Origin of the sequence: Haloterrigena sp. H1, from assembly GCF_005938085.1 — an archaeon.
Lineage (GTDB): Archaea > Halobacteriota > Halobacteria > Halobacteriales > Natrialbaceae > Natrinema.
The window spans coordinates 74,383-98,757 of sequence record NZ_SMZK01000001.1; the positions used below are offsets into that span (position 1 = coordinate 74,383).

General features: G+C 63.7%; 27 protein-coding genes and 1 pseudogene. 16 read left to right on the forward strand and 12 right to left on the reverse strand.

Annotated elements, in window-relative coordinates:
* Positions 1–147: 147 nt before the first annotated feature.
* Complete coding sequence (locus E2L06_RS00350) at positions 148–738, forward strand: conditioned medium-induced protein 4 (protein WP_138777535.1); 591 nt, start codon at positions 148–150, stop codon at positions 736–738.
* 317 nt (positions 739–1,055) lie between these two features.
* Complete coding sequence (locus E2L06_RS00355) at positions 1,056–1,742, forward strand: hypothetical protein (protein ID WP_138777537.1); 687 nt, start codon at positions 1,056–1,058, stop codon at positions 1,740–1,742.
* A 3-nt stretch (positions 1,743–1,745) separates the two neighbouring features.
* Here E2L06_RS00355 and E2L06_RS00360 read toward each other — a convergent pair whose 3' ends face one another.
* From E2L06_RS00360 to E2L06_RS00370, 3 genes are read right to left on the reverse strand one after another with little or no spacing between them, the layout of a single operon-like run.
* Complete coding sequence (locus E2L06_RS00360; protein ID WP_138777539.1) at positions 1,746–2,330, reverse strand: L-threonylcarbamoyladenylate synthase; 585 nt, start codon at positions 2,328–2,330, stop codon at positions 1,746–1,748.
* Between the two features lie 51 nt (positions 2,331–2,381).
* The gene (locus tag E2L06_RS00365; RefSeq protein WP_138777541.1) at positions 2,382–2,897 is read right to left on the reverse strand and encodes a redoxin domain-containing protein; all 516 of its coding nucleotides are present in this window, start codon (positions 2,895–2,897) and stop codon (positions 2,382–2,384) included.
* The gene (locus E2L06_RS00370; RefSeq protein ID WP_138777543.1) at positions 2,897–3,208 is read right to left on the reverse strand and encodes a glutathione S-transferase N-terminal domain-containing protein; all 312 of its coding nucleotides are present in this window, start codon (positions 3,206–3,208) and stop codon (positions 2,897–2,899) included. The genes E2L06_RS00365 and E2L06_RS00370 overlap by 1 nt, the downstream gene beginning before the upstream one ends.
* A gap of 112 nt (positions 3,209–3,320) precedes the next feature.
* Here E2L06_RS00370 and E2L06_RS00375 point away from each other — a divergent pair, with 112 nt between their 5' ends.
* On the forward strand, positions 3,321–4,730 hold the full coding sequence (locus E2L06_RS00375) for a hemolysin family protein (RefSeq protein WP_138777545.1): 1,410 nt from the start codon (positions 3,321–3,323) through the stop codon (positions 4,728–4,730).
* 7 nt (positions 4,731–4,737) lie between these two features.
* On the opposite strand, the gene E2L06_RS00380 is transcribed toward E2L06_RS00375, so the two are convergent.
* The 3 genes from E2L06_RS00380 to E2L06_RS00390 all read right to left on the reverse strand — a co-directional run bounded on the left by E2L06_RS00380 (position 4,738) and on the right by E2L06_RS00390 (position 7,605).
* Positions 4,738–5,457: a hypothetical protein gene (locus E2L06_RS00380; RefSeq protein WP_138777547.1), complete on the reverse strand. Its 720-nt coding sequence runs from the start codon at positions 5,455–5,457 to the stop codon at positions 4,738–4,740.
* A gap of 135 nt (positions 5,458–5,592) precedes the next feature.
* Entirely contained in the window at positions 5,593–6,783 is a 1,191-nt protein-coding gene (locus E2L06_RS00385; RefSeq protein ID WP_138777549.1) for an inorganic phosphate transporter, read from the reverse strand.
* Positions 6,784–6,882: 99 nt separating this feature from the next.
* Positions 6,883–7,605, reverse strand: coding sequence for a DUF5828 family protein (locus E2L06_RS00390; protein WP_138777551.1), 723 nt, complete (start codon positions 7,603–7,605; stop codon positions 6,883–6,885).
* 206 nt (positions 7,606–7,811) lie between these two features.
* On the opposite strand from E2L06_RS00390, the gene upp reads away from it, so the two are divergent.
* Together upp and E2L06_RS00400 are read left to right on the forward strand one after the other, a co-directional pair.
* On the forward strand, positions 7,812–8,489 hold the full coding sequence (upp, locus tag E2L06_RS00395) for a uracil phosphoribosyltransferase (protein WP_138777553.1): 678 nt from the start codon (positions 7,812–7,814) through the stop codon (positions 8,487–8,489).
* Positions 8,490–8,557: 68 nt separating this feature from the next.
* Positions 8,558–8,943 (forward strand): annotated as a pseudogene (locus E2L06_RS00400) (cupin domain-containing protein).
* 46 nt (positions 8,944–8,989) lie between these two features.
* Here E2L06_RS00400 and E2L06_RS00405 read toward each other — a convergent pair.
* Together E2L06_RS00405 and E2L06_RS00410 are read right to left on the reverse strand one after the other, a co-directional pair.
* Entirely contained in the window at positions 8,990–9,193 is a 204-nt protein-coding gene (locus E2L06_RS00405; protein WP_138777555.1) for a DUF2892 domain-containing protein, read from the reverse strand.
* Positions 9,194–9,336: 143 nt separating this feature from the next.
* A complete protein-coding gene (locus tag E2L06_RS00410) occupies positions 9,337–9,951 on the reverse strand; it encodes a YigZ family protein (RefSeq protein ID WP_138777557.1) in 615 nt (204 codons plus the stop codon).
* A gap of 178 nt (positions 9,952–10,129) precedes the next feature.
* On the opposite strand from E2L06_RS00410, the gene E2L06_RS00415 reads away from it, so the two are divergent.
* Positions 10,130–10,540, forward strand: a complete 411-nt coding sequence (locus E2L06_RS00415) for a hypothetical protein (protein ID WP_138777559.1) — start codon at positions 10,130–10,132, stop codon at positions 10,538–10,540.
* Here the strand turns inward: E2L06_RS00415 and E2L06_RS00420 are convergent.
* Positions 10,534–11,037, reverse strand: a complete 504-nt coding sequence (locus E2L06_RS00420) for an amino acid-binding protein (RefSeq protein WP_138777561.1) — start codon at positions 11,035–11,037, stop codon at positions 10,534–10,536. The genes E2L06_RS00415 and E2L06_RS00420 overlap by 7 nt on opposite strands.
* 138 nt (positions 11,038–11,175) lie before the next feature.
* On the opposite strand from E2L06_RS00420, the gene E2L06_RS00425 reads away from it, so the two are divergent.
* A complete protein-coding gene (locus E2L06_RS00425) occupies positions 11,176–11,898 on the forward strand; it encodes a hypothetical protein (protein ID WP_138777563.1) in 723 nt (240 codons plus the stop codon).
* A 15-nt stretch (positions 11,899–11,913) separates the two neighbouring features.
* Here E2L06_RS00425 and hisB read toward each other — a convergent pair whose 3' ends face one another.
* Positions 11,914–12,501 carry an imidazoleglycerol-phosphate dehydratase HisB gene (gene hisB / locus E2L06_RS00430; RefSeq protein ID WP_138777565.1) on the reverse strand — a complete coding sequence of 196 codons (588 nt, stop codon included), beginning with the start codon at positions 12,499–12,501 and terminating at the stop codon, positions 11,914–11,916.
* A 262-nt stretch (positions 12,502–12,763) separates the two neighbouring features.
* Here hisB and E2L06_RS00435 point away from each other — a divergent pair, with 262 nt between their 5' ends.
* Together E2L06_RS00435 and E2L06_RS00440 are read left to right on the forward strand one after the other, a co-directional pair.
* The gene (locus E2L06_RS00435; RefSeq protein WP_138777567.1) at positions 12,764–13,030 is read left to right on the forward strand and encodes a hypothetical protein; all 267 of its coding nucleotides are present in this window, start codon (positions 12,764–12,766) and stop codon (positions 13,028–13,030) included.
* Positions 13,031–13,156: 126 nt separating this feature from the next.
* Complete coding sequence (locus E2L06_RS00440; RefSeq protein WP_138777569.1) at positions 13,157–14,653, forward strand: TrkH family potassium uptake protein; 1,497 nt, start codon at positions 13,157–13,159, stop codon at positions 14,651–14,653.
* Between the two features lie 36 nt (positions 14,654–14,689).
* On the opposite strand, the gene hisA is transcribed toward E2L06_RS00440, so the two are convergent.
* Positions 14,690–15,439, reverse strand: a complete 750-nt coding sequence (gene hisA / locus E2L06_RS00445; protein ID WP_138782466.1) for a 1-(5-phosphoribosyl)-5-[(5-phosphoribosylamino)methylideneamino]imidazole-4-carboxamide isomerase — start codon at positions 15,437–15,439, stop codon at positions 14,690–14,692.
* Between the two features lie 117 nt (positions 15,440–15,556).
* Here hisA and E2L06_RS00450 point away from each other — a divergent pair, with 117 nt between their 5' ends.
* From E2L06_RS00450 to E2L06_RS00460, 3 genes are all read left to right on the forward strand, one after another.
* On the forward strand, positions 15,557–17,419 hold the full coding sequence (locus E2L06_RS00450) for an SLC13 family permease (protein WP_138777571.1): 1,863 nt from the start codon (positions 15,557–15,559) through the stop codon (positions 17,417–17,419).
* 282 nt (positions 17,420–17,701) lie between these two features.
* Positions 17,702–18,880 (forward strand): inorganic phosphate transporter, encoded by a 1,179-nt coding sequence (locus E2L06_RS00455; RefSeq protein ID WP_138777573.1) that lies wholly within the window; start codon positions 17,702–17,704, stop codon positions 18,878–18,880.
* Between the two features lie 36 nt (positions 18,881–18,916).
* Positions 18,917–19,345: a universal stress protein gene (locus tag E2L06_RS00460; RefSeq protein ID WP_138777575.1), complete on the forward strand. Its 429-nt coding sequence runs from the start codon at positions 18,917–18,919 to the stop codon at positions 19,343–19,345.
* 184 nt (positions 19,346–19,529) lie between these two features.
* On the opposite strand, the gene E2L06_RS00465 is transcribed toward E2L06_RS00460, so the two are convergent.
* Complete coding sequence (locus E2L06_RS00465; protein WP_138777577.1) at positions 19,530–20,000, reverse strand: hypothetical protein; 471 nt, start codon at positions 19,998–20,000, stop codon at positions 19,530–19,532.
* Positions 20,001–20,463: 463 nt separating this feature from the next.
* On the opposite strand from E2L06_RS00465, the gene E2L06_RS00470 reads away from it, so the two are divergent.
* The 4 genes from E2L06_RS00470 to E2L06_RS00485 all read left to right on the forward strand — a co-directional run bounded on the left by E2L06_RS00470 (position 20,464) and on the right by E2L06_RS00485 (position 24,332).
* Positions 20,464–20,931 (forward strand): hypothetical protein, encoded by a 468-nt coding sequence (locus E2L06_RS00470; protein WP_138777580.1) that lies wholly within the window; start codon positions 20,464–20,466, stop codon positions 20,929–20,931.
* Between the two features lie 258 nt (positions 20,932–21,189).
* The gene (locus tag E2L06_RS00475; protein ID WP_138777581.1) at positions 21,190–22,368 is read left to right on the forward strand and encodes an inorganic phosphate transporter; all 1,179 of its coding nucleotides are present in this window, start codon (positions 21,190–21,192) and stop codon (positions 22,366–22,368) included.
* 228 nt (positions 22,369–22,596) lie between these two features.
* The gene (locus E2L06_RS00480; protein ID WP_138777583.1) at positions 22,597–23,022 is read left to right on the forward strand and encodes a universal stress protein; all 426 of its coding nucleotides are present in this window, start codon (positions 22,597–22,599) and stop codon (positions 23,020–23,022) included.
* A 128-nt stretch (positions 23,023–23,150) separates the two neighbouring features.
* Entirely contained in the window at positions 23,151–24,332 is a 1,182-nt protein-coding gene (locus E2L06_RS00485; protein WP_138777585.1) for an inorganic phosphate transporter, read from the forward strand.
* Positions 24,333–24,375 lie beyond the last annotated feature (43 nt).

The window sequence follows — 24,375 nt, forward strand, 5'->3', positions numbered from 1 at the left end:
CACACAAAATCGCTGCAAATCCCGCTGCAGTCTTGCGAAAATACCACCATCATTTTTAGTTTATAATTCCGGTTCATCTTCGAACGGCCCCAGTTCAACGCTATCTGGCAACAGGCTTAAATAGGCTCCCGTCGGGAGTGTCCACCCATGAACGAGAAAACCGAGGAACTCCGTGATATCTTCACCGATGTAACTGACGGCGAGGAAACCGTCACCGAATCGCAGGAAGATACCCGCGGCTCGCTCGAGAGAGATGAGCGCTCGGACGAGAACCGCCTCCGGAGCGTCGTCCAGCAGATGCGCGAGCGCTACGCGTTCGAAACGCCGCTGTCCGACGACGAGTTGATTACTGTTGCCAGAGGCTTCTACGACGACCGAAGCGACACCGACCTCGCTGCCGAACTCGGGGTCGACGAAAACGTGATTTTCGACGCGCGGCTGTCCTTGCACCTCATCGGCGAGGATGACGCCGACGAGATCGATCTCGCGGCGATCCGCGACCGCGAGGAAGACGACGCGACGCTGGCCGACGAGTACGACGTCAGCGAAGCCCAGATCCGTCGCGCTCGCCGCGTCGCCGAGACACAGACCCAGTCCCGAACCGCCAACGACCGCTACCGCGACGAGTTCGACAGTATCCTCGCCGACGCCGACATTACCGAACGCATGACGACCGACGTTCGTGAAGACGGGCTCGAGGACGCGACCGAGGGGATGGAGACGGACGTGGACTTCTAGAACCACCCTTTTACGCTGTCGTTCGAGAGAGCGAAGCTCTCTCGTGACTGAGCGAATCGAAGATTCGCGATGTCCGCGAAACCTTCGGTTTCGCTTGATGACGAGACGCCTTCGGCGTCTCGAACCACGCTCCCTCCCGTTGGTCGGTCGCTCGGTAAAAGGTTGATCAAAAGCACTCCTCCCTCCGTTCCGCTCACTGCGTTCGCTCCACATCGGTCGTCGGCCCGCTCGCTCACCCGTCGGGTTCGCTCGCGGGTGCAACTCTGCCCCTTCCCCGACGGCGACCCTTTTTATAGGAAACCGCGGCCAGACGGCCTGTGACTCGCACCCACGTCTCGTTCAGTAATCTTCGAACCGCCGCCTACTGTGCGCGGAAGTGTTACTATCAGCGGACCCTGCCGGACGAGGAGCGCGAGCCACCGCCGGAAGTCGAGACGATCCGCGCGCTCGAGCCTCGCTACGAAACGCTACTCGAGACCCCACTGGATACCCTCGAGTCCGAGCCCATCGCCGTTTCACCCAGTCGCTACCGCGAGCGGTTGGCGGCGACGAAACGGCGACTCGAGGACACAGGCGACTGGGAACGGATTCGGAATCCCGACGAGCGGGACGTGTTCGCGACTGGCCGGCACTGTCGTGGGATCGTTCACAAGGTGCTCGCCGATCCGCTCGAGCCGACGCTTGTCTCGTCGGGCGCGCCGCCCGAAACCGGTGTCTGGCGATCGCAGTCGGTTCATGCGGTTGCGGCTGCGAAGGCGCTCGCCTGGGAGGAGCAGGAATCGGTCGAGCGAGTCTGGCTCGAGTATCCGGCATACGGCGTGATCCGGTCGATCGACGTGACGACCAGACGGAAAGCCCAGTATCGAAGCGCGCTCAGGACAGTTCGCGAGCTGGACGGCCCGCCGCCGCGGACGAAGACCCGTTCGAAATGCAACACCTGTGAGTTCGCCACCGAGTGTGGGGTCAAGACGCGGACCTTGCGTTCGCTGCTCGGGATTGGATAGCGGTCAGTGCGTCTCGAGCCAGCCCTCGATCTCGTCGGCTTGCGCGCCCCGACGGTGGAGCGTCGCCGAGGAGACGTCGACAACGGTACTCTCGGTCCCGTCCGTTTCACCGCCGTCGAGGATCACTGCGGCGGCCTCGCGAATCTCGGGATCGAGGTCAGCGAATTCCCGGACGCTTGGCTGGCCGCTCACGTTCGCGCTCGTCGCCGTGATCGGCGTGCCAGCTTTCTCACAGAGCCTGAGCGCGAGGGGATGATCCGGGACGCGGACGCCGACGCGGTCGCGACCCGCCGTGAGTTCGTCCGGGACGGCCTCGCGTCGCCGACAGAGGACCGTCACAGGCCCAGGGAGAAACGTCGCCATGAACCGCCGTTCCCGTTCGGTCGTGCGGACGTACTGCAGCGCCGACGGCACTGACGGCACTGCAAACGACAGCGGCTTCGATCGATCGCGCCCTTTCACCTCGAAGACCCGCTCGACGGCGTCGGGCTCGAGCGCCGCCGCACCGAGGCCGTAGACGGTCTCGGTAGGGTAGACGACGAGTTCCCCGGCGTCGATCGCCTCGGCTGCACGGTCGAATTCGCTCATTCGATTCGAACTCGGCCGATCTCGAGCAAAAAGCTGTCGCTCGGGGCCGTGTTACTCGAGGCCGAGGTCGGTCTCGAGGTCGTCGTAGTCGGGGAACTCGGGCCAGTCGGTGGCGACCCACGCGCTCTCGACGGTCCGATCCGCGTCGAGCGCGAAGAACGCAACGCGGGGTTCGCTGATGCCGGTCATCCCGTCGAGGTCGTGAGCGATGCCGTAGGATTCGGCGACCGCGTTGCTGGGATCGGCGAAGATCTTGAAGGGATAGTCGTTGTCGTGGACGAACCGCTTGATCTCATAAGGCGTCGACGCTGTAAGGCCGACGATCTGTCCCGCACGCTCATCCCAGTCACGGGCCGCGAGTTCGTCCCAGACGTACTTCGCGAGGAACGAGCCGGCCATCGGCGTGAACACGATGATTGTCGGGCCGTCACGCTCGTCGAGCAGCGCCGAGAGCGGCTGGTCCTCCCAAAACTCGTCGGTGACCAGCGGGCGGGTGAAGGCGGGTGCTGTCTCGCCGGGGTCAGGATGATCCGCTGGACCGAGATCGACGACGTCGAAGCCGAGCATCAGTCTTCACCTCCCGCGCTCGCCGCGGCTGCGCCGGGACGGTCGGTGCCACCGTCGCCGTAGGTCGTCTCGAGGTAGTCGACGATGTTTTCACTCTCGGCCATCGTGACGCCGGTGGCATCGTCGACGATGACGGGGACGGTCCGGACGCCGGCGACGCGTTTGACGACGTCCCGGTCCGAGTGCATCGGTTCGACGAACCGCGAGCGGTAGGCGAGTTCGTACTCGCCTAATAGCCGGGCGACCCGCTCGCAGAACGGACAGCCCTGCAGCCGGTAAAACGTGATCGGTGGCTCGGCGGTCTCACTCATGGGCGAATGTAGCGCAAACGACCGGGTAAACGTGTCGTCGGCGGCGGCGATGGCCGTCATCGGTCGTCAAATAGGAAACTGTTAACCGATTCAGGGATAAGGCTGTATATCAATGGCGTTGTCTCCGCCCTTCGAGACCGTGTTGGCTGTGTACGAGCTCCCGGTGGTGGGACTCGAGATCGATCAGTCGGTGGTGACGATCCTCGGAGCGCTCGCCCTTGTCGGACTCGTTGGTCTCTCCGCGTTCTTCTCGTCATCCGAAATCGCGCTGTTTTCGATCCCGAAACACCGCGTCGAGGGAATGGCCGAAGACGGGATTCCTGGCGCAGAGCGTGTCAAGGCGCTCAAGGAGGACCCACACCGGCTGCTCGTGACGATTCTCGTCGGGAACAACATCGTCAACATCGCGATGTCGTCGATCGCGACGGCGATCCTCGGGCTGTATCTCGGTGGTCTGACAGCTGTCACCGTCGCCACGCTCGGGATCACCGCCGTCGTGCTCCTCTTTGGTGAGAGCGCACCCAAGTCGTACGCGGTCGAAAACACCGAATCCTGGTCGATTCGCGTCGCCCGACCGCTGAAAGTCGCCGAGAAGCTGATGTTCCCGCTCGTCGTCCTCTTCGACTACCTCACCAGACAGATCAACCGACTGACCGGCTCGACGGGGGCGATCGAGACGCCGTACGTCACCCGCGACGAGATCCAGGAGATGATCGAATCGGGCGAGCGCGAGGGCGTCTTGGAGGAAGAAGAACACGAGATGCTCCAGCGGATATTTCGCTTTAACAACACGATCGTCAAGGAGGTCATGACGCCGCGACTGGACATGACGGCCGTCCCGAAAGACGCCGACATCGACGAGGCGATCGAGACCTGTATTCAGAGCGGTCACGCCCGTGTGCCGGTCTACGAGGGCAGCCTCGACAACGTGCAGGGGGTCGTTCATATCCGCGATCTCGTCCGCGATCTCAACTACGGCGAGTCCGGCACCGACGAACTCGAGCTCGCCGATCTCATCCAGCCGACGCTGCACGTTCCCGAGTCGAAAAACGTCGACGAGTTGCTCTCGGAGATGCGCGAGAACCGGATGCATATGGCGCTCGTCATCGACGAGTTTGGCACCACCGAAGGGCTGGTGACCATGGAGGACATGATCGAGGAGATCGTCGGCGAAATTCTTGAGGGCGGCGAGGAACAGCCGATCGAGACGATCGACGAGGACACCGTCCTCGTCCGCGGCGAAGTCAACATCGAGGACGTCAACGAAACCCTCGAGATTGATCTCCCCGAGGGCCAGGAGTTCGAGACCATCGCCGGCTTCATTTTCAACCGCGCGGGGCGACTCGTCGAGGAAGGTGAGGAGATCACCTACGACGGCGTCCGCATTACGGTCGAGACCGTCGAGAACACGCGGATCATGAAAGCGCGACTCAAGAAACTCGCAGTACGCGCCGACGACGAAGCGGAGAGCGACAGCGAGGCTGCCACGCTCGAGATCGAGGAAAACGAGAGCGAGCGGTAGACGAGCGTTAGCGCTCCGCGTTGACGATCGTTGCGATATCGCGTGCGACTGCGGGCGGGACGACGAGTCGACGCGGCCCTTGAACGTACTGTCCGTCTGGCTGGGCGTAGCTGAGCGACAGCACGGCGGTATCGCCGATCGGGCGGACTGAGACATCCTCGATCACAGCGAGATCGATCGCCTGTTTCGGCTCGTAGAGGTAGATCGTCTGCGCGCCGCGGTCGAACGTGCCGACCGACTGCAGAAACGAGGCCAGCACGAGCGCGACGAGCGCAAGCGGGAGTAACAGTGTGACCAGCGCGGTGAAGGGGCTGGCACCGACGGCCAGCAATTCGTTCTGTGAGACGTACCGACCGACACCCAGCAGCGAGCTCATAACGGCACCCATCACGACCGTGCCGACGGCAGCGTCCATCGCTCGATCCAGACGTGTCCCCGACGGGACGTCGACCGGGAGTCGCTCGAGATACCGCTCGGTGTCGTCCGTGGCGGCGAGTGCGAGAACCGTTGCGGCCAGCGCCGCGAGGAGGGCAATAATGACCATACCAGCGCCGATCCCGCTGGCCATCCGGTACAGCCGCCAGCTGACGACGATCGTGATCGCGGCGAAGAACGTCCCGACGCCGAAGGTCCAGAGCAGCCGAACGGTACGCGAGGTGCTCGCGTCACGTCGCCACTGGACCGCATCGTCGGGGAGTTCGGTGCCGTCGACGGCGTCCTCGTCCATACTCGACCTCACGACCCGTCGTGTAAAGACCGTTCGATGTCGCGCGACCGTCTCATACGCTTTACTGTAACGATGTACCGGCGCACCCGTAGGACGGATCGCGGGTGCGTTGGCACTGACTGACGGGAGTCCGTATCAAAGCACGAGCGCGTCGACGGCGGTGTATCCCACGTAGCCCACTGTGATCGAACCGGCCAGCGACCCGATCCACGCAAGGACGGTAAGGCCCATTTTACGAGCGCTGACGCCACCGCCAGCGCCGGCTGCCGCGTAGCCGCTCCCGATGATCGCGCTGACGATGATCTCGTTGAACGAGACCGGAATGCCGAAGAACACGGCGGCTTGCGCGATAATAAACGAGGGGATCAGCGCTGCGATCGATCGGCGCGGTCCCAGCGAGGAGTAGTCCTGTGAGATCGCCTTGATCATCCGCGGCGCGCCGGTCCACGATCCCAACAGGAGACCGAACCCGCCGCCGACGAGCATCGCAAGCAACGGCAACTCGAGGGTGTTCGAGAGCGGGATCAGCGGGCCGATCGCGAGCCCGACCTGACTGCCGCCGGCCGAGAAGGCGACGAGGCCCCCGAGGACGAGCAGGAAATGTCGTTCGCCACGTTCGGTCCCCTTCCCGAGGTCGAACGCGATTGCACCCGCCCAGATGGTTGCGATGACCAGCGTAGCCACGGCGGTGCCGGCGACTGCGGGGCCAGGAAGCGCCGTGCCCGCAACCTGTGCGACCGACGCGCCGCCGGTATCAGAGCCGAGGATCGCAAATTCGATGTTGGCGACGATCGCGCCGACAATGGCAGCCAGAACGATGACGAGATGCTCCTCCGAGATCGCGTCGGCCCGGAGCGCTCGAGCGACCGTGTACGCAATAGAGCCGCCGACGAACGGCGTGAGCACCCAGAGACTGGCGATCTCGGTGTACTTCGCCCACGCGGGATCGCCGCCCATGGCGAGACCGGTCCCGATGACCGCGCCGGTGACGGTAAACGCCGTCGCGATCGGATACCCGGTGAAGATTCCGGTCGCCACCAGCACGGCCGCGATGAGCAAGGCGAGCGTGGCAGCGGTCGACGACAGCGTCACCCCGCCGATCAGTTCGGTCCCGACTGCCTCGGAGACGTTCGCTCCCTGCAACACCGCGCCGGAAAAGCCAAGCAAGCCGACCAGAAAGCCCGCTCGCATCACAGAAATCGCGTTTGCGCCGACTGCCGGGGCAAACGGCGTCGAGCCACTCGAGCCGGCACCGATCGCCCAGGCCATAAAGAGACTCGCGACTGCAGCGACGGCGAAGGCTCCGAGTGTGGCGATATCGACCATCTACTCGCTTCCTATTGGGTGTTCCTACAAGTGTGTGCCGACCTTCGGCTGGCAGCAGCGCTGTCGCCGTCTCGCGGCTGACGAGATCCCCGGTCCGTCTCAGTTCGTCGTTGACTTGGAGTTGTCGTCGGGTTCGGGCGGTGGCTCCGCGCCTTCGATTGCCTCGGCGGCGTCGGTATCCTTCTCGACTTCGACGTGCCAGCGGTCGATCTCGTCTTCGTACTCGGTGAGGCGGTCGGACACGACATCTTTGAGATCGTCGTCGTTGACGTTGATCTCGAAGACGAACTGCTCACCGTTGCTGCCGTTGCGCGTGGACTGTTGAATGTTGGCGCTGACGAGTTCGTTGTCGAAGTAGTACGGTGCGAGCTGTGTCATCACGTTCTGGTAGACCGTGTCCTCGACCCGGCGTAGGGCCTTGCGCCCTGCGGAGTCGGCCGCTCGCGCGACGTAGTCGATCGACTCCTTCCAGTTGCCGACCGCCGCCTCGGCATCGTCGTCCTCGAGGCGTTCGTACGACTCCGAGAGTTTCTCGCCGGCGGTCTTGATGTCTTCATCTGGTTCTTTGCCGGCCTTTTCGCCTTTACCTTCTTCGACGCTTGCCTGATCGGCCGTCTTCTCGCTGACGTCCGACTCGAGCGTTTCGTGGGCCTTCGGACGCCACTCGTCCCACTCCTCGAAGGCGGCGGTGTAGTCCGTGTTGGCGGCCTGATCGGAGTCGTGGACATCGACCTCTCGAAGCGCGCGCGTGATGCGCTCGCCGTGTTCGACGATGTCGCCCCAGTCACCGCGAACTTTGAATCCCGAGATGCTCTCTTCCATTCGACTGGCCGACTGATAACGTGCGAACGAGTATAAACTTCTCTGCCGGCACTCGTCAGGGCAACACCCGCGTCTCGCTGCCTGTCACACGGCACCGAGTCGGACGCTACGCACGTCTGCTGTACCTGCTGTCCATTGGTCTCAGTGCGGGCTGGGGATCGGCGCTGATCGATACTGTGAACTACCCGGCGAGTGGCTGTTGGGATATGCCGATCGAAGACCGCGATACCGCCTATCTCATCACGCACGCATTGGCGAAGGATACGCTCTCGCGCCTGCGCGACGTCGAGACCGAGCAGGTCAGCTTCCGAAAGGGACTGGTCAAACTCGGCCGGATCTGTGGCTACGAGATCATCGACGGCCGGATGGAGACCGAGTACGTCGAGATCGAAACGCCGCTCGAGCCGACGATGGGCGAGCGTGTCAAGGGCCTGGACGACGTGGTGATCATCAACGTCTTGCGCGCCGCGACGCCGTTCGTCGAGGGCCTGCTGAAGGCCTTCCCGCGGGCGCGACAGGGCGTCATCAGCGCCAGCCGCGACGAGGAGGCCGGCCGCGACGAGGACGGCTCGTTCCCCATTACGGTCGACTACGTCAAACTGCCCGAAATCACCGAGGAAGATACGGTCATCATCGCCGACCCCATGCTCGCGACGGGGAGTACGATGTGTACCGTCCTCGAGCACGTCATCGAGAACTCACCAGAACCCGAGAACCTGATCGTTCTCTCGGCCGTGTCTGCCCCTGAAGGCCTGCTCCGTGTCGGCGAAGAACACGACGAGGCTGACCTCCTGACGGTGTCGATCGACGACCGGCTCGACGACGACGGCTTCATCGTCCCCGGCCTCGGCGACGCCGGCGACCGCGCGTTCCGGACGACGTGAGCCGCGTGCGCGCTCTCTCTCACTGAACCGGACAACGGACTTTTGCGAATCGCCCGAATCGAACTTCCATGAGCTACAGCGTCGTCGATCCGGACGACTGCGGGCACGCCGATACCCGCCCCTGCGATCTCCGCCGGCTGAGCGACGCGGCCGGGATGGACGCGGTCGCGATCAATCGCTTCGATGCAACACCGGGCGAACGGCTCCCGCTTGCCTCCCACTACCACAAGACTCGAGCGGAGGCGGTCGTCGTCCTCTCGAGGACGCTGTACGCCGAGACGCCCGAAGGGGAGGTTACCGTCCCCGAGGGATCGATGTTCGCGGCCGAGCCCGAATCCCCCACCGGGTGTACAACCCAGCCGGCGCCGACGAACCGGCCTCGGTGATCGCGATCGGTGCCCCGCCGGTCGACGACGCTGTCCCGTACCAGCCCGACGAGGGGAGCAGCCGCTGATGGGGTGAGTCGAGAGCGGTCTGGACTCGAGCGATCCGCTCCGACGCTACTGTGCCGTATCGCAGGTGTCGATTCCGAGTAGCGCGTTCAGCGGGCAGCGCTGGATGACCGCAGTGGCGAGGAGGTCGCTGCCGGCGACGAACGCGAGCGTGCCGAGCGTTCGCTGTCGGTTTCGATAGCCGGCCACGAGGAGTATCGCCGAGAGAAACACACGGCCGAGTCGGTCGATCCCACAGACGTTTCTGTCCATGTCTGGCTGGACGCGCGGAAGTTCAGTATAGCTATCCCCTGCAACTCTTCGTTTCCGGTCGAACTGATACGCCCCCGCTGCGGGAGCGACACGCTTCGGCTGTGCGATCTCGACACGCTGGGATCGGGTTCCGTTTGATCCAGCTACTCGAGGTCGACCCGGCCGCTGGTGGCGCTGCGAAGCCGATCCCGGAGCGCCTCGGCTTCTGTGCGCGGGACGCGTACGTCGAAAGAGACCTGGGCCTCGTAGTCGGCGTCGAACTCGTAGCCCTCGCTTTCCAGAATCGAACGGACCGTCCCCGAGTCGTCGTAGTCGACGGTGATCCCCAGTTGCTCGTGTGGCCACTCCTCGACGACGCCGGCTGCCTCGACGGCCTCTTTCACCGCCCGAGAGTAGGCCCGGACGAGCCCGCCGACGCCGAGGTTCGTCCCGCCGTAGTAACGGGTCACGACGACCGCACAGTTCTCGAGTTCCTGTTGGGTGAGCACGTTCAGCGCCGGTTTGCCGGCCGAGCCCGAGGGTTCGCCCTCGTCGCTCGAGTACTCCCGGAGGAAGTAGCCCTCGCCGTCGTCACCGGTTCGGATGCGATAGGCGGGAACGTTGTGGGTCGCGTCGGCGTATTCGTCGTTGACGGCGTCGATGAACGCCTCGGCGGCGTCGACGGAGTCGACCGGTCGAACGTGGCCGATGAACTCCGAGCCCTGGACGACGAACTCGGCAGTGGCAGCGTCGGCGACCGTCCGGTATGCGTCGCTCACTGCCGCTCACCTCTCGGGTCATATTCCCACTGTCGGCGCTCGAGGCTGGCCATGGCGCCACTATTCCAGCCGGTGAAAAGAGCCCGTCGGTCCCCTCGTCTGGCGGCTACAGATGGGCTGTCAGGTATGTTTCGCCCCGACCAGTACGTTATTATTTCTCTATGCGGTGTGTGGTCACATGGAAAGCGAGGCGATCGATCCCCAACTCGCGGACGAGCTCCGAAGCGTCTGTCGGACGACGGTGGGCGACGAACTCCGCAGTATCACGTACTTTACCGAGGACATCGTCGAACAACTCTATCTCCGGTCGGATCTGGAGCAAACGGCCGACCTCGTCGGGTTTGCCGACCACGAACGGCTGGGCTTTCACTCCCAGTCGGCCTACCGAAACACGCAACTCGGCGAGTATCAGGCGACGATTCGGATGTTCGAGAACGGCTATCTCTCACGCGTCATTCGAGGTCCCCACGGCGTCTGGGTGACGGTCGACGCCATGTCGATCGATCGATTCGAGGAACTCACGAGCGCGCTCGAGTCGGTGCTCACCGACTTCGCGGACGTCGTCGACGGTGAGTCCCCCGACTACTGAAGCTCGATCTTCCGGACGAACGCGAGGTCGCGGATCTCGGTAATGACCTCGCCCGGTAGTTCCTCGTCGGTAATCAGGTAGAGTCGCGGTTCGTCGGTGAACTCGGGGTCTTCGCTGATCGTCTGGCGGATCGAGATGCCGTTGTCGGCGAGCGTCCCCGTGACTTCGGCGACGATCCCTTCTTGTTCGGCGTCGTCGGGCGTAATCGTCAGCACCGTCAGATCGAGTACCGGCGCCAGATCCATCAGACTCGGCACCTGTGAGATGTTCTGGAAGATACGCCGGAGTTCGGGATCCTCGAGGATGACGTCGGTCGTCGAGTCGACGACCCGTCGGTCGACGCCGATCTCTCGGGCGATTCCCGTGTTCGGGATTTCGATACCGCCCGAGACGACCCGCCCGTCGTCGTTGACGGAGAACCCTCGCTCGAGCAGCAGGCGGATCACGGCTTGCTGACTCGGTGACCCCTCGAACTTCTCCATGATCTCGTCGAACATTCGTTGCCGTCTCTACGAGTGCGTGGCTATAATGTCCGGCGATCGGTCGTGCTCGGTGTCGCTGCCAACGGGTTGCGATCGCTGTCGAGACTGTTGTCTGACGGATGCTTTTTGCGTTCGGCCATCTGATCTATCACTATGCGCGAACTCCGGACCTGTGATTTCTGTGATGCCGACGCCGTCGGCACGTTCGAGATCGTCCCACCTGAACTCGAGCCGACGGAGGCCGAACAGCGACGCATCGTCTGTTGTCCCGACTGCCGGGATCGACTCGAGACGCTGCTCGAACCGCTGCTCGCTCGCCTCGGAGTCGACGACTCGATCGGCGGTGGCCACCCCGAAAACGGCTCGGTCGTCGCCACCGCCGACGGCCCGGCGGCGACCCGATCCCGAACCGCGTCGTCGAACGCGACCGTCACGGACGCTGCCGCTGACGAGCGCGCCGCACCCGACACCTCCGACCGCGAATCCGCTGGCGACGAACCGGATTCGGATCCGAGCGATTCCGACGCAGACGCCGCTGAAGCCGACCCGAACTCCGATGAAGCCGATTCCGACGCCACGAGCCTTGCGGATGGCATTACGCTCGAACGCAACGAGCAACCGGATGACTCCGGCGCTGAACCTGTGGACGCGGCCGACGGCGCCGGCGCGCCACCCTCGTCGGCGAGCCCGCCGCGGGCCTACAGCAAGGTCATTCGACTCCTCCGAAACCGTGAGTTCCCCATGCAGCGACGTGCCGTCGAGGAATTGGCCGCAGGAGCCTACGACCTCGAGAGTCACGAGGCCGAAGCGATCGTCGAGTACGCGATCGAAGACGGCGAGTTCGTCGAAAACGGGGGGGAGCTGCGTCGCCCGTAGCCAACCAAAAACTGCCTACAGCGTGCCTTTCGTGCTCGGCGTTCCCTGCCGACGCTCGTCGATCCGGGTCGCATCGTCGAGGCTCCGGGTCAGCGCTTTGAACAGCGCCTCGACCTCGTGGTGAGCGTTTTCGCCGTCGACCTCGAGGTGGAGCGTCAGCCCGGCGTTCATCGCCAGCGACTCGCCGAAGTGACGCGCCATGTCGCTGGTGAATCCCCCGATTTGTTCCTGGGAGAACGCCCCGTCGAAGTAAAACCGCGGCCGGCCGCTCACGTCCACGACGGCGCCCGCGACGGCCTCGTCGAGGGGTACTTTTCGGTCGGCGTACCGAACGATCCCCGACCGATCGCCGAGCGCCTCGTCGAACGCTTCGCCGAGGACGATCGCGACGTCCTCGACCGTATGGTGGTCGTCTATCTCGAGGTCGCCGTCACAGTCGATCTCGAGGTCGAACAGGCCGTGTTTGGCGAACGACGTCAGCATGTGATCGAAGAAGCCGATGCCGGTGTCGATCGCGGCCGTCCCCGTCCCGTCGATCGTCAGCGTACACTCGATCGACGTCTCGGCTGTCTCGCGCGTGCGGGTTGCCGTTCGCTCGCTCATGTCGAACGCATACCGTCCCCGGTACAAGGCGGTTGCGCTCGCTCCCCACAGACACCGGTTCGGCTTGTTAGCGCCCTATTTGATGACGATCTCCGAAACGGCACTAGATTGGGTTATAAAAGGTCTAAACGATTTTGAGAATATATGAAAACGTTAGAACGTCCATAACTGCGTGTAAAACGGACCGAAACCAAGTCAACCTTCGACCCGTTATATGATCTATGGTGTGAATGTCGTATTTGAGAAGAGGTGCTCCGTCTCGATGTCAAACTCCCCCGTTTCAAACGACTCAATCTCCCCCTCGAGCCCCGAGCCGGAAGCCAAGCGCGATCGATACAGCTGGCTGTTGCGCTCGCTCAAAGGGCCAACACAGTTTCTTTCGTTTTGGGTCGCGATCGCGCTCCCGTTCGTCCATCTTCCGCTGCTCACACAGGGCCTTGGCGATCCCGACGTGACGCTAGTGTTTCTCCTCTTGCTCGCCGCCAACGTCTTCGCTCTCTACGTCGGCCACGGGTACAAACAGGAGTGAGCCAGTCGTCTATCGGTCAGTGCCCACCGGTCACTCGTTACAGCAGACCGTATCAGTGACAGTCGTCCGTATGCGTCGTCTCTTTACTCCGAATCGTTATCCTGCCGGCCGTTGATACGTCGGTAGATGGCGCTTCGCGTCGACTGGCGCTCGAGTTGTAGCCTCGCCGGGACGGTCCTGAAGTGGCTCGCGGTCCCGACGATCACCCCGCTCGCACTTGCCGTCGTCGACGGGGACGACCCGCTCCCGTTTCTCGTCACGATCGTCGTCACCGTCGTCCTCGGTGCCGGCCTCGAGGCACTGACCGACGAGCGCGAGATCGGCCAACGGGAGGCGTTTTTGATGGTCGCGCTGACCTGGCTCGGCGTCGCGCTGGTCGGGGCGATCCCGTTTCTCGTCGCGGAGACGGGCGTGTTCGCACGGCCGGTCAACGCTGTTTTCGAGAGCACGAGCGGTGTGACGACGACGGGCGCGACCGTGATCGCCGAGTTCGCGGTCCATTCGCGGGCGCTCTTGCTCTGGCGGGCAATCCTGCAGTGGCTCGGCGGCCTCGGCATTTTGATCGTCGCCATCGGCCTGTTCTCGCATCTGCTCGTCGGTGGTGCCCAGCTGATGGAGACCGAAACCCAGACTCGAAGCGTCCACAAGCTCCATCCCCACCTCGACCGGACGGCCCGTCTCATCTGGGGGCTGTACGTCGGATTGACGGTCCTTACGACGGTCGTGCTCTTTGCGTTCCACCTTGCCGGCCTCGCACCCGAGATGGACCTCTACAACGCCGTCGCACACGCCCTGACCAGCGTCTCGACTGCCGGCTTCTCGCCACAGCCCGACAGCATCGGGGCGTTCTCGCCGATCGTCCAGTGGACGCTCGTCCCCGTCATGATCGTCGGCGCGACCAACTTCGTGGTCCTGTACGCCGTAACGCAGGGTGAGCTCCGTCGGCCGCTCGAGTCCGCCGAGTTCCGGTTTTATGTCGGTGTCCTCGCGTCGATCACGGCGATCGTCGTCGCCACCCTCGCGCTCGATCCCGACATCGCGATGGGGCTCGAGCCGACGCTCCGCCATGGCCTGTTCAACGTGGTGTCGATGGTGACGACCACGGGGTATGCCTCGGCGAACTTCGACCTCTGGTCGCCCGGCGCAAAGCACATGTTGTTTCTCTGTATGTTTACCGGCGGGATGGCCGGCTCGACGACGTGTTCGATCAAGTCGCTGCGCTGGCTGGTGGTCCTCAAGGCGTTCCGCCGAAACCTGTTTCTGGCCGTTCACCCGGACGCCGTTCGGCCGCTTCGACTCGACGAGACGGTGGTCGACGAGGAGACTGTCCGTGACGTCTTTACGTACGTCACCCTCGCGCTGGTCATCTTCTTCCTGCTGACGGTCGTCATCGTCGTCGACGCCGCCCGTGTCGGCTCCCCGGTCAACGAGTTCGACGCGCTCGGGGCGGCCGCCTCGATCTTCCTCAACATCGGCCCCGCGTTCGGCGTCGCCGGTCCGTTCGACAACTACCTCGCGTTCTCGCCGCTGACCCGGACCGTAATGATCGTCATGATGTGGATCGGCCGCATCGAAATCGTCCCCGTGCTCGTCCTGTTGACTCCCGAGTTCTGGGAGCGCTGAACGCTGGGGCGGTCGGCAGTCACTGATCCACTTCGTTTAGCTGTCTCCTTCAACCGCAGCCTGCGCTTCGTCGAGCGTGAACTCGCCCTCGTACAGCGCGCTGCCGACGACCACTGCGGCGGCACCGGTCTCCGCGAGCGCTCGGACGTCCTCGAGCGTCGCGACACCACCGCTGGCGATCACCGGGATGTCCGTCGCGTCGACCAGTTCGCGGACGGGCTCGGTCGCGACGCCCTCGAGTTGCCCCTCGACGTCGACGTTCGTAAAGAGGATCGCGGCGGCTCCGAGGTCCGCGTAGCGTTCGGCGGCCTCGACCGGCGAAATCCCGGCCCCTTCGGTCCAGCCTTCGACGACGACCTCGCCGTCTTTTGCGTCGAGACTGACGACGACGCTGTCGGGATATTCCTCGCTGATCTCGGCGACGATTTCTGGGTTCTCGACCGCTGCGGTGCCGAGGATGACCCGATCGACGCCGCGCTCGAGGAGGTCGACGGCGTCGTCGGCGGTGCGGATCCCGCCACCCAGTTGGGTCGGCACGTCGACGGCGTCGATCACCGCGTCGATGGCGTCGACGTTTGCGCGCTCGCCTTCGAACGCGCCGTCGAGATCCACGAGATGTAGCGTCTCGGCACCGGCGTCGATCCACCGCTGGGCGGCCTCGACGGGGTCGCCGTAGGTTTTCTCGGTCCCGCGTTCGCCCTGGACGAGCTGGACGACCTCGCCGTCCTGAATGTCGACTGCCGGGATCACCTCGAACTCTTCGCGCGCGTCGTCGTCGGTGTGCATACTCGAGTGCGCGAGGCCGGTGCGAGTAAAGGCGACGGTTTCGCCGACCGCCATCGCCGCGACACTGTTCCCGATCTCGACAGAATCGTTACAAGTGTGGTCGGTGTCGGTCGCCCTATGCCGGTGTCGGCGTGCGATTTCATCGCACAGACGACTGTAACTCAACCCGACCTGACGACGGACACCCTCGTCGTCTTTGGCATTGTCGGACTCGCGCTCGTGCTCTTTCTCACCGAGCGCCTGCCGATCGACGTCACTGCGATCCTGTTGATCGTGCTCTTGGTCGTCCTCGAGCCCTGGACGGGCGTCGACCCCGCGACCGGGATCTCGGGCTTTGCGAACGAGGCGACGATCACCGTGCTGGCGATGCTCATCTTGAGCGGCGGCATCAGCCGGACCGGCCTTGTCCAGGAACTTGGGCGGCGGATGGCCGCGTTCGCGGGCGACAGCCTTCGCAGGCAACTGTTTGCGACCGTCGCTGCGACCGGCCCGGTGTCGGGCTTTTTGAATAATACGCCAGTGGTCGCACTGCTGGTGCCGGTCGTTACCGACGTCGCGAACCGCGGGAACACGTCGCCGTCGAAGCTGCTCATCCCGTTGTCGTACGCCTCACAGATGGGCGGGATGCTCACGCTGATCGGCACCTCGACGAACATTCTCGCGAGCGACGTCAGCGCCCGGCTGGGGTCCCAGTATCCCGAACTCCACCGGTTCTCGATGTTCGAGTTCACGAAACTCGGCGTAATCGTCCTCCTCGTCGGGTCGCTGTATCTGATCTTCGTCGGCCACTACCTGCTACCCGAACGCGTTCCGCCGCGGGCGGACTACCTCGAGGAGTACGACGTCGAAGACTATGTCGCCGACGTCGCCGTCGTGCCGGGCTCTCCGCTGGTCGGCCAGACGGTCCGCGAGGCGACTGCCCTCCTTGGGTCCGGCGTCGACATCGTTCAGGTCATCCACGACGAGGCCCGATCGGTCGCGCCCCGGCAGGCGACGCGGCTGGCAGAAGGCGACGTCCTCGTCGTTCGGACCGACCGCGATGCCATCGCGACGCTCGAGGCCGTCGAAGGGGTCGAACCGGTCGGTCGCGAGGCCGCCGTCGACGACCTCACGGCGCCGACCGAGGCGGGCATCATCACGGAACTGGTCGTCTCGCTCGACTCGCGGCTCGTCGGTGAGCGCCTCGACCCCGAGGCCTTCCGCGAGGAGTTCAATGCGGCCGTCCTCGGGCTTCGCCACCATGGCGACCTCGTCGCTGACCGCATCGTCGGCACGCGCCTCGATGTCGGTGACACGTTGCTCGTCCAGGCCCCGCCGGATACGCTCGACCGGCTCGCCCGTCGCGACGACATGATTGTCGCGCGCGAACCGCCCAGACCCGAGTACCGCGCTGACAAGGCACCGATCGCCATCGCCATCATGGTCGGCGTCGTCGCCGTCGCCGCGCTCGATATCTATCCAATCCTGATCGCCGCGCTCGCCGGCGTCGTCGCGATGGTCGTCACCGGCGTCCTCGAACCGAACGAGCTCTACGACGCCGTCGAGTGGGACATCATCTTCCTGCTGGCCGGCGTGATCCCGCTCGGGATCGCGCTCGAGGAGACCGGCGGCGCGGCGTATCTCGCCTGGCTGGTCGTCCAGTCGGCGGGATTCCTGCCGACGCTCGTCGTACTGTGGCTGTTCTACATCCTGACCGGGTTGCTCACGGAGGTCATCAGCAACAACGCCAGCGTCGTCCTCCTGCTTCCGGTCGCAGCGGCTGCGGCGACGGGCATCGGCGCGAACCCGTTCGCGTTCGTGCTGGCGGTGACCTTCGCCGCGAGCACCGCATTCCTCGGCCCAATCGGCTACCAGACGAACCTCTTCGTCTACGGCCCCGGCGGGTATCGTTTCAGCGACTACGCGCGGGTCGGCGCGCCGCTGCAGTTACTGCTGTCGATCGTCACCGTGCTCGGGATCGCCGCCTTCTGGGGCGTGTGAGCGCGCCTTGCGGTCGGCTCGTCTTGACTCGAGCCGAGACCGTGAGTACTGTTCGCGTTTCGTTTCGAACGGCGTCGTTTCGAACGTCTGGCGCGACGATGATCGCTGACCAGACGTGTCATAGAAGTAGTACCGCCTCTCGTCTAGTCAGGAATCAGATCGGTTCCAACCGATGGCAGTTCGGACCAGCAGCGCTCGAGACTGCGGGATACCCGTATCATTCGAGTAATATATCAGATGGTTCCCGTACTTATTTGACGAGCAGCGGCGTACTGTCGGCCGATGGTCGAAACCGTGCTGCTGGTCGGCGTCGTCGCGTCGATTTTCGTTGGCTTCAACATCGGCGGCTCGTCGACGGGGATCACGTGGGGTCCGTCCGTCGGTGCCGGGATCGTCACGAAGACGACGGCGGCGGCGGTCATGACGTTCTTCGTCTTCTTCGGGGGCTGGACCGTCGGTCGGAACGTGATGGATACGCTCAGCGAGGGGATCATCACGACGGACCTCACGCTGACCGCCGGCGTCGGCGTGCTCTTTTTTATCGGCTTGGGGATGCTCATCGCCAACGTCTTCGGCGTCCCCGTCCCGACGTCGATGACGACCGTCGGCGCGATCGCCGGCCTCGGACTGGCGACCGGAACGCTCAATTACGAGACGGTCGCGGGGATCATCACCTGGTGGATCGTGACGCCGATTATCGGCCTCTGGATCGGGGTGCTGATCGGCCGCTACATCTATTCGTGGGTCAATCGACGAGTGGACGTCGAGAAGTCCGAGGGGCCATTGCTGCGCCTCGATCGCCGCGGAGCGGTTCCGACGCCGACGCTGGGTCCGAACACGACGAGGCAGGAACTCGTCACGACGGTTGCCGTCCTCGTGATCGGCTGTTACATGGCGTTCAGCGCCGGCGCGAGCAACGTCCCGAACGCCGCCGCACCGCTGGTCGGGACCGCCAGCGGACTGGATGCCGACACCGCGATCATCCTCGCCACGCTCGCGATCGGTCTCGGCGGCTTCACGATCGCGCGGCGAACGATGGACTCCGTCGGCGGCGAACTCAGCGATATCCCGCTGCTCGCGGCGCTGTTCGTCATGGTGACCGCGTCCACGATCACGACGCTGCTCTCGTGGGCTGGCATCCCGATCAGCCTCGTGATGGCGACGGTGATGACGATCGTCGGCATCGGCTGGGGTCGGGCGACCCGTCCGATCACGGTCCGAGAGGCGGTCACCCGCGACGTCGAGAACCCCGAGATCGAGTTGGGCGCTATCGTTGCCGAAGAGAAAGCAGGCGAGACGGCACCCGAAATCGGCGAACCCGAGACAGAAGCCGTGCTTCGCGGCGAAGACCTCTTCAACCCCCGCGCGATCATCAAGTATGTCTCGATGTGGATCATCGGCCCGTCGATGTCGACGATCCTCGCGTACGGGTTCTTCTCGATTCTCCCGGGTGTCGCCTGACGGAAACTTACGTCGCTCGAGACCGTAACTCCGTGCATGCTCTCGAAGATTCTGGTTCCGATGGACGACTCCGAACACGCCGCCCACGCTCTCGAGTACGCGCTCGACAACAATCCCGACGCCGCAGTCACCGTTCTTCACGTCGTCGGCGTCCCGTCGATGATGATGGGCGACGCGGTGGGCCTCTCGCTCGAGGACGACCTCGACGAGGCCGCAGCCGAGCGCGCCGAGGAGGTCTTCGAACGCGCACGCGAGATCGCAGCCGACCGCGACCGCGAGATCGAAACGGTCGTCGGCATCGGTCATCCGGCTCGAAACATCATCGACCGCGCCGAGGAGTACGATACGGTCGTCATCGGCAGCCACGGCAAAGACTGGACCCGTGCGACGCGCCAATTCTTGGTCGGAAACGTCGCTGAGACGGTCTCGAAGCGGTCACCGGTACCGGTGACCCTCGTCCGCTGATACGGTCTACTGTAAATCATTACCGGTGCAACCGCAGGGCGGTCGCGGTTGCACCGGTACATCGTTACAGCAAACCGTATGAGACGGTCTGCTGTCGCTGTGTCTCGGCCCAGCCATGTCGAGGTGTGGACCCGCCGGAATCGATTGACAGGTGTCCAGTGACGTCTCGAGTCCGTTCGCGCCCCTAGGCCTCCGACTCGTCCTCGACCGACTCCTCGATGATCTCCTCGAGTTCGTCCTCTCGAGGGCGACGGTTGATCCGCTCGTTGACAGCCTCGACCTGCGTCTGAACGTCTTCGACCTGTTTCTCGACTGTTTCACCGACGGTCTGCTCGACGGTCTCCTCGACCTGCGTCTGGACGTCTTCGACCTGTTCCTCGACCGTTTCACCGACGGTCTCCTCGACCTGCGTCTGGAGGTCTTCGACCTGTTTCTCGACCGTTTCACCGACGGTCTGCTCGACCGCTTTCGTCATCCAGTCCGGATCGAACCGGGCCATCTTCCAAACGACGTGAAGGACGTACGAGGAGAACACGCCGACGCCGAACGCGAGCCCGACCATCGTGTCGAGCGTCGCTATCAGGCCGATCGAGAGCACGATCAACGCGCCGTACGCGAGATCAATGGCCGCGTCGACGCGAGCAGGATTCAGCATCGTCGACCGTCACCTGACCGGCTCGGAGTGGTACGGTTCGCACGTCGACGGACGTCGATTCGAACCGATTCGGTGGAGAGACCGTTTCGTCGTTCCAACTGTTGAACGGCGTTCCCGTCAGAACACATGATATCGAGACATAGGGTGGTCCCAATTGAAATTCTTTGGCAAGAAATTTCGAGTCCGGCGGTGTCAGTCCGACAGCCGTCTCGTATCCGGGAACTCCGTTCAACGGTTCTCGAACCGACAGCGAGACGGAGCCATCAGCATTACCGTGGGTCGGTCGCGTTCGCTCCGTCGACTCGACCCGTTTCGAGCGACACAGTTCATCTCTCGACAACAGTAACGGTAGTACCCCCAAACTGATTTCACACCTTACGTTGAGATAATACTACGTCATGAGTGGGGGCATCAACCGGTTCCGAAGCGGATCCGATATCGCGTTGAAGGGGTGTCCCGAGCGATGAACTCGCGTCGCATCGATGCGATCATCGATCTTGCCTACGGTGTCTTGATCTTCGTCTCGATCATCCTGATCGTCTCAGTCGGGACGCTCGTTGGGTTGGCGTTCGGACTGGGCGTGTTGATTTCGTACGCGTTACACATCGTCTGGAAGATGGCACGCTTCGATCCGGAGTGGATGACGAGGACGGTCGAAGAGACCGTCGAACAGACTGTCGACGAACAAGTCGAACAGGTCGAGCAAACTGTCGAGCAGACTGTCGATGAGCAAGTCGAACAGGTCGAACAAACCGTCGGCGAACGAGTCGAACGGACCGTCGAGCAAACCGTCGGTGAACAGGTCGACGCGGTGCAGGAACAGATCGAGACCGTCGATCAGCGGATCGATCGCCGGCCACGCGAGGAGGAGATCGAACAACTACTCGAGGAGACGGTCACGGATGATACGGAAGATGGGTCCACTGAATGACGGCGGTATCCCTTGCTCGCCTTCGGCCGAACGGGAAATTCCGACTCTCGGTCGGCACCACGCGTGGGCTCGGTACCGAACGGAGACGGGATGGATGATTCGACCGACATACTCCGCCAGATTTACCCACCAGTGTCTGGCGAATCGACGACCGCCGGGTCAGCGATGCTCGCCCGTCCCGATGCGGCGAGGTGCACCTCGGCGAAGTGCGACGCGAATTACATCGCGTGAAAATGGGTGTGCATCCGGTATCCACGCATGATTTCAGTACTGCTACTCGTCGGAATCCTGGTCGCGGTGTTCGTCGGCTACAACATCGGCGGTGCGACGACGGGACCGGCGTTCGGTCCGGCCGTCGGTGCCGACGCCATCTCGAAGGTCAGTGCTGGTGCGCTGATGACGGTATTTTTCTTCATCGGCGCGTGGACCATCGGCCGCCGTGTCGTCGATACCCTCGGTACCGAACTCGTCACCGATACCGCCGTCTTCACGCTCGAGGCGAGCGTTGCCGTGCTCTTCTTTATCGGCATCGCACTATTCGTCGGCAACTTTTTCGGCGTCCCCGCGTCGACGTCGATGACTGCCGTTGGCTCGATTGCAGGACTTGGACTCGCCGCCGACGAACTCAACTGGGCAGTTATGGGCGAGATCGCGGTCTGGTGGATCGTATCGCCGTTCATCGGATTCTGGGTCTCGCTAATAATCGGCCGCTACTTCTACTCGTCCATCAATCGAGTGATCGCGATGGAGCGAAGCCAGGGACCGCTGTTCGAGATCGACCGATCCCGTCCCGTTCCGATTCCGGTTCCAAGCGACACGACGAATCGGCGCGAATTGGGTGGTGTGGTGATGGTAATCGTCATCGGCTGCCTAATGGCGTACAGTTCCGGGACCTCGAACATCGCAAACGCGATCGCCCCGCTCGTCGGAAGCGGTGAACTCGCGATGAACCCCGCCATCATCATCGGCTGTCTCGCGGTCGGGATCGGAACGTTCACTATCGCGCGGCGTACCCTCGAGACGATGGGCAACGACCTCACGGAGCTCCCGCTGCCGGCGGCGATCGTCACCGCGACGGTCAGCGCCTCGCTCGTCATCTTTCTCTCCGCGATCGGCATTCCCGCGAGTTTCGTCATCATCGCGACGATGTGTATCATCGGGCTCGGCTGGGGACGGGCGACGCGGCCGGTTACGGTCTCTGATGCGGTCCGCGGCGAGGAGTCGCCTCCCGTTTCGGTCGGTGCGTTGACCGCCGACCAAGAGGGTGAGGAACTGCCGCCGATCGGCGAAGAGGAATCCGAGCGGATTCCCAGCGCAGCCGACCTTTTCGATCCGGCGACGACGGCCCGCGTGGTCCTCATGCAAAACGTCGTTCCGCTTATCGCGACGATCGGGACGTACGTGACGTTTCGGTTCGTTCCCGTGTTCGGACTCTGACTCGAGGCGTCCTCTCTGTCCGACAATACTGTCCACTGAGGAGTCAGGTGTCACTCTCATATCGCGCTTTCGCGCTCGGCCGAGCCATAGGCTGTGTACTGCACCCGTTCGAGTCCCGGTTTGTCCGGGCCTGTGCCTTCCCTGCGTGTGTATACCGGATAGCAAGGCGAATCCCCGACCCGCCGTGGGCGGGGGAACATTCACTCGTTCCGGTGTGGAAGGGGCCGTATGGTCTCACGTATCCTGGTTCCGATGGAAGACTCGGAAATGAGCGAACACGCCCTCAAGTACGCTCTCGAGGTCTTTCCGGACGCCGAGATAACCGTCTTACACGTCGTCGGCGAACCGTCCCAGATGTGGGGACACGCGACGGGGCTTGCGCTCGCTGACGATCTCGAGGAAGCGGCGGAGGAACACGCGAAGGAAGTGTTCGATCGCGCACGCGACATCGTCGCGGACGCCGATGGCGACGCAGAACTCGAGACCGCGATCGAATTTGGCCATCCCGCTCGTGCGATTATTAACCGGGCCGACGACTACGAGACGGTCGTCATCGGTACCCACACTGGGTCCGTTGCGGATCGCATCTTTGTCGGCAACGTCGCCGAGAAGGTATTCCGGAGTTCCCCGGTTCCGGTGGTGGTCGTCCGGTAAGCTGAGACTCGTCGTTGTTCGTGAGCCGCAGAACTGTGCGCGTCTCGGATCGCCCCGCACGTCTTCGGTTCGACAACGGGAATCGCAAATAGGCGCGTTTTTACCATCGGACGTACGAGTTGTCTGCCGTGACGGAAGTACTGCTTATCGTAGGGATCCTCACCGCGATCTTCGTCGGCTACAACATCGGCGGCTCGACGACCGGCCCGGCGTTCGGCCCGGCCGTCGGCGCGAACGTGATCACGAAGGTGATGGCCGCCGGACTGATGTCGATTTTCTTCTTCCTCGGTGCCTACACCATCGGCCCGAAGGTCGTCACCACGCTCGGCGAGGAACTCGTCACCGACACCGCCATCTTTACCCTGCGGTCGAACGTCGCCGTGCTCTTCTTTATCGGCGGCGCGCTATTCATCGGCAACTACGCGGGCGTCCCCGCCTCGACGTCGATGACTGCGGTCGGAGCGATCGCCGCGCTGGGGATGGCGACTGGCGAACTCAACTGGGACGTGCTCGGTGAGATCGTCGTCTGGTGGATCGTCGCGCCGATCCTCGGGTTCTGGGTGGCCGGCGTGGTCGGGCGATACTTCTACCCCCGGATCAACGCCTGGGTCGCCATCGAGGAGAAGAAAGGGGGCCGCCCGATGGTCTCGATCGATCGGTCTGGACTCGTCCCGCGACTCCAGTTCGGTGTCGACGCCGATCGACGCGAGATCGTCGGCGCGTTGACCGTCGTCGCCATCGGCTGTCTGATGGGCTTTTCCTCGGGGACGAGCAACATCGCCAACGCGATCGCGCCGATCTACGGCACCGGCGACGTCGACATGACGACGCTGATCCTGATCGGCTCCGCGGCGGTCGCCGTCGGCTGCTTTACGATCGCTCGGCGCACGCTCGATACGCTTGGTAACGACATCACGAACCTCCCGCTGACGGCGGCGATCGTCGTCGCGGTCATCAGCTCCGGAATCGTCGTCGGCCTCTCGTCGATCGGCATCCCCGCGAGTTTCGTCGTCATCGCGACCATGAGCATCGTCGGGCTGGGCTGGGGCCGAGCCACCCGAACGACGACGCTATCGGAGGCCGCCCGCGGCGAAGAGACGCGCGTCTCGGTCGGCGCGCTGACCGCCGAAGAAGCCGGCGAACGCTCCCCCGAAATCGGCGAGGAGGAACCCGAGGACATCCCGCAGGCATCGGACCTGTTCGATCCCTCGACGACGGCCCGCGTCATCCTCATGCAAAACGTCGTGCCGGCCATCTCGACGGTCGGTGCCTATCTGACGTTCCGATTTCTGCCGATCTTCGGGTTCTGATCGGGGCTGGTCGGGACGTGATCGGCACTATGCGTCCGAACCC

Bases quoted from the DNA above. Each gene is read 5' to 3' on its own strand.
- E2L06_RS00420 (WP_138777561.1), bottom strand. From the start codon at position 11,037: ATGTTCGACGAGATCATGGAGAAGTTCGAGGGGTCACCGAGTCAGCAA.
- E2L06_RS00460 (WP_138777575.1), top strand. From the start codon at position 18,917: ATGCTCTCGAAGATTCTGGTTCCGATGGACGACTCCGAACACGCCGCC.
- E2L06_RS00435 (WP_138777567.1), top strand. From the start codon at position 12,764: ATGTCAAACTCCCCCGTTTCAAACGACTCAATCTCCCCCTCGAGCCCC.
- E2L06_RS00375 (WP_138777545.1), top strand. From the start codon at position 3,321: ATGGCGTTGTCTCCGCCCTTCGAGACCGTGTTGGCTGTGTACGAGCTC.
- hisA (WP_138782466.1), bottom strand. From the start codon at position 15,439: ATGCACACCGACGACGACGCGCGCGAAGAGTTCGAGGTGATCCCGGCA.
- E2L06_RS00350 (WP_138777535.1), top strand. From the start codon at position 148: ATGAACGAGAAAACCGAGGAACTCCGTGATATCTTCACCGATGTAACT.
- E2L06_RS00465 (WP_138777577.1), bottom strand. From the start codon at position 20,000: ATGCTGAATCCTGCTCGCGTCGACGCGGCCATTGATCTCGCGTACGGC.
- E2L06_RS00455 (WP_138777573.1), top strand. From the start codon at position 17,702: ATGGTCGAAACCGTGCTGCTGGTCGGCGTCGTCGCGTCGATTTTCGTT.
- E2L06_RS00390 (WP_138777551.1), bottom strand. From the start codon at position 7,605: ATGGAAGAGAGCATCTCGGGATTCAAAGTTCGCGGTGACTGGGGCGAC.
- E2L06_RS00380 (WP_138777547.1), bottom strand. From the start codon at position 5,457: ATGGACGAGGACGCCGTCGACGGCACCGAACTCCCCGACGATGCGGTC.
- hisB (WP_138777565.1), bottom strand. From the start codon at position 12,501: ATGAGCGAGCGAACGGCAACCCGCACGCGCGAGACAGCCGAGACGTCG.
- E2L06_RS00405 (WP_138777555.1), bottom strand. From the start codon at position 9,193: ATGGACAGAAACGTCTGTGGGATCGACCGACTCGGCCGTGTGTTTCTC.
- E2L06_RS00480 (WP_138777583.1), top strand. From the start codon at position 22,597: ATGGTCTCACGTATCCTGGTTCCGATGGAAGACTCGGAAATGAGCGAA.
- E2L06_RS00385 (WP_138777549.1), bottom strand. From the start codon at position 6,783: ATGGTCGATATCGCCACACTCGGAGCCTTCGCCGTCGCTGCAGTCGCG.
- E2L06_RS00365 (WP_138777541.1), bottom strand. From the start codon at position 2,897: ATGCTCGGCTTCGACGTCGTCGATCTCGGTCCAGCGGATCATCCTGAC.
- E2L06_RS00360 (WP_138777539.1), bottom strand. From the start codon at position 2,330: ATGAGCGAATTCGACCGTGCAGCCGAGGCGATCGACGCCGGGGAACTC.
- upp (WP_138777553.1), top strand. From the start codon at position 7,812: ATGCCGATCGAAGACCGCGATACCGCCTATCTCATCACGCACGCATTG.
- E2L06_RS00425 (WP_138777563.1), top strand. From the start codon at position 11,176: ATGCGCGAACTCCGGACCTGTGATTTCTGTGATGCCGACGCCGTCGGC.
- E2L06_RS00415 (WP_138777559.1), top strand. From the start codon at position 10,130: ATGGAAAGCGAGGCGATCGATCCCCAACTCGCGGACGAGCTCCGAAGC.
- E2L06_RS00440 (WP_138777569.1), top strand. From the start codon at position 13,157: ATGGCGCTTCGCGTCGACTGGCGCTCGAGTTGTAGCCTCGCCGGGACG.
- E2L06_RS00370 (WP_138777543.1), bottom strand. From the start codon at position 3,208: ATGAGTGAGACCGCCGAGCCACCGATCACGTTTTACCGGCTGCAGGGC.
- E2L06_RS00475 (WP_138777581.1), top strand. From the start codon at position 21,190: ATGATTTCAGTACTGCTACTCGTCGGAATCCTGGTCGCGGTGTTCGTC.
- E2L06_RS00470 (WP_138777580.1), top strand. From the start codon at position 20,464: ATGAACTCGCGTCGCATCGATGCGATCATCGATCTTGCCTACGGTGTC.
- E2L06_RS00450 (WP_138777571.1), top strand. From the start codon at position 15,557: ATGCCGGTGTCGGCGTGCGATTTCATCGCACAGACGACTGTAACTCAA.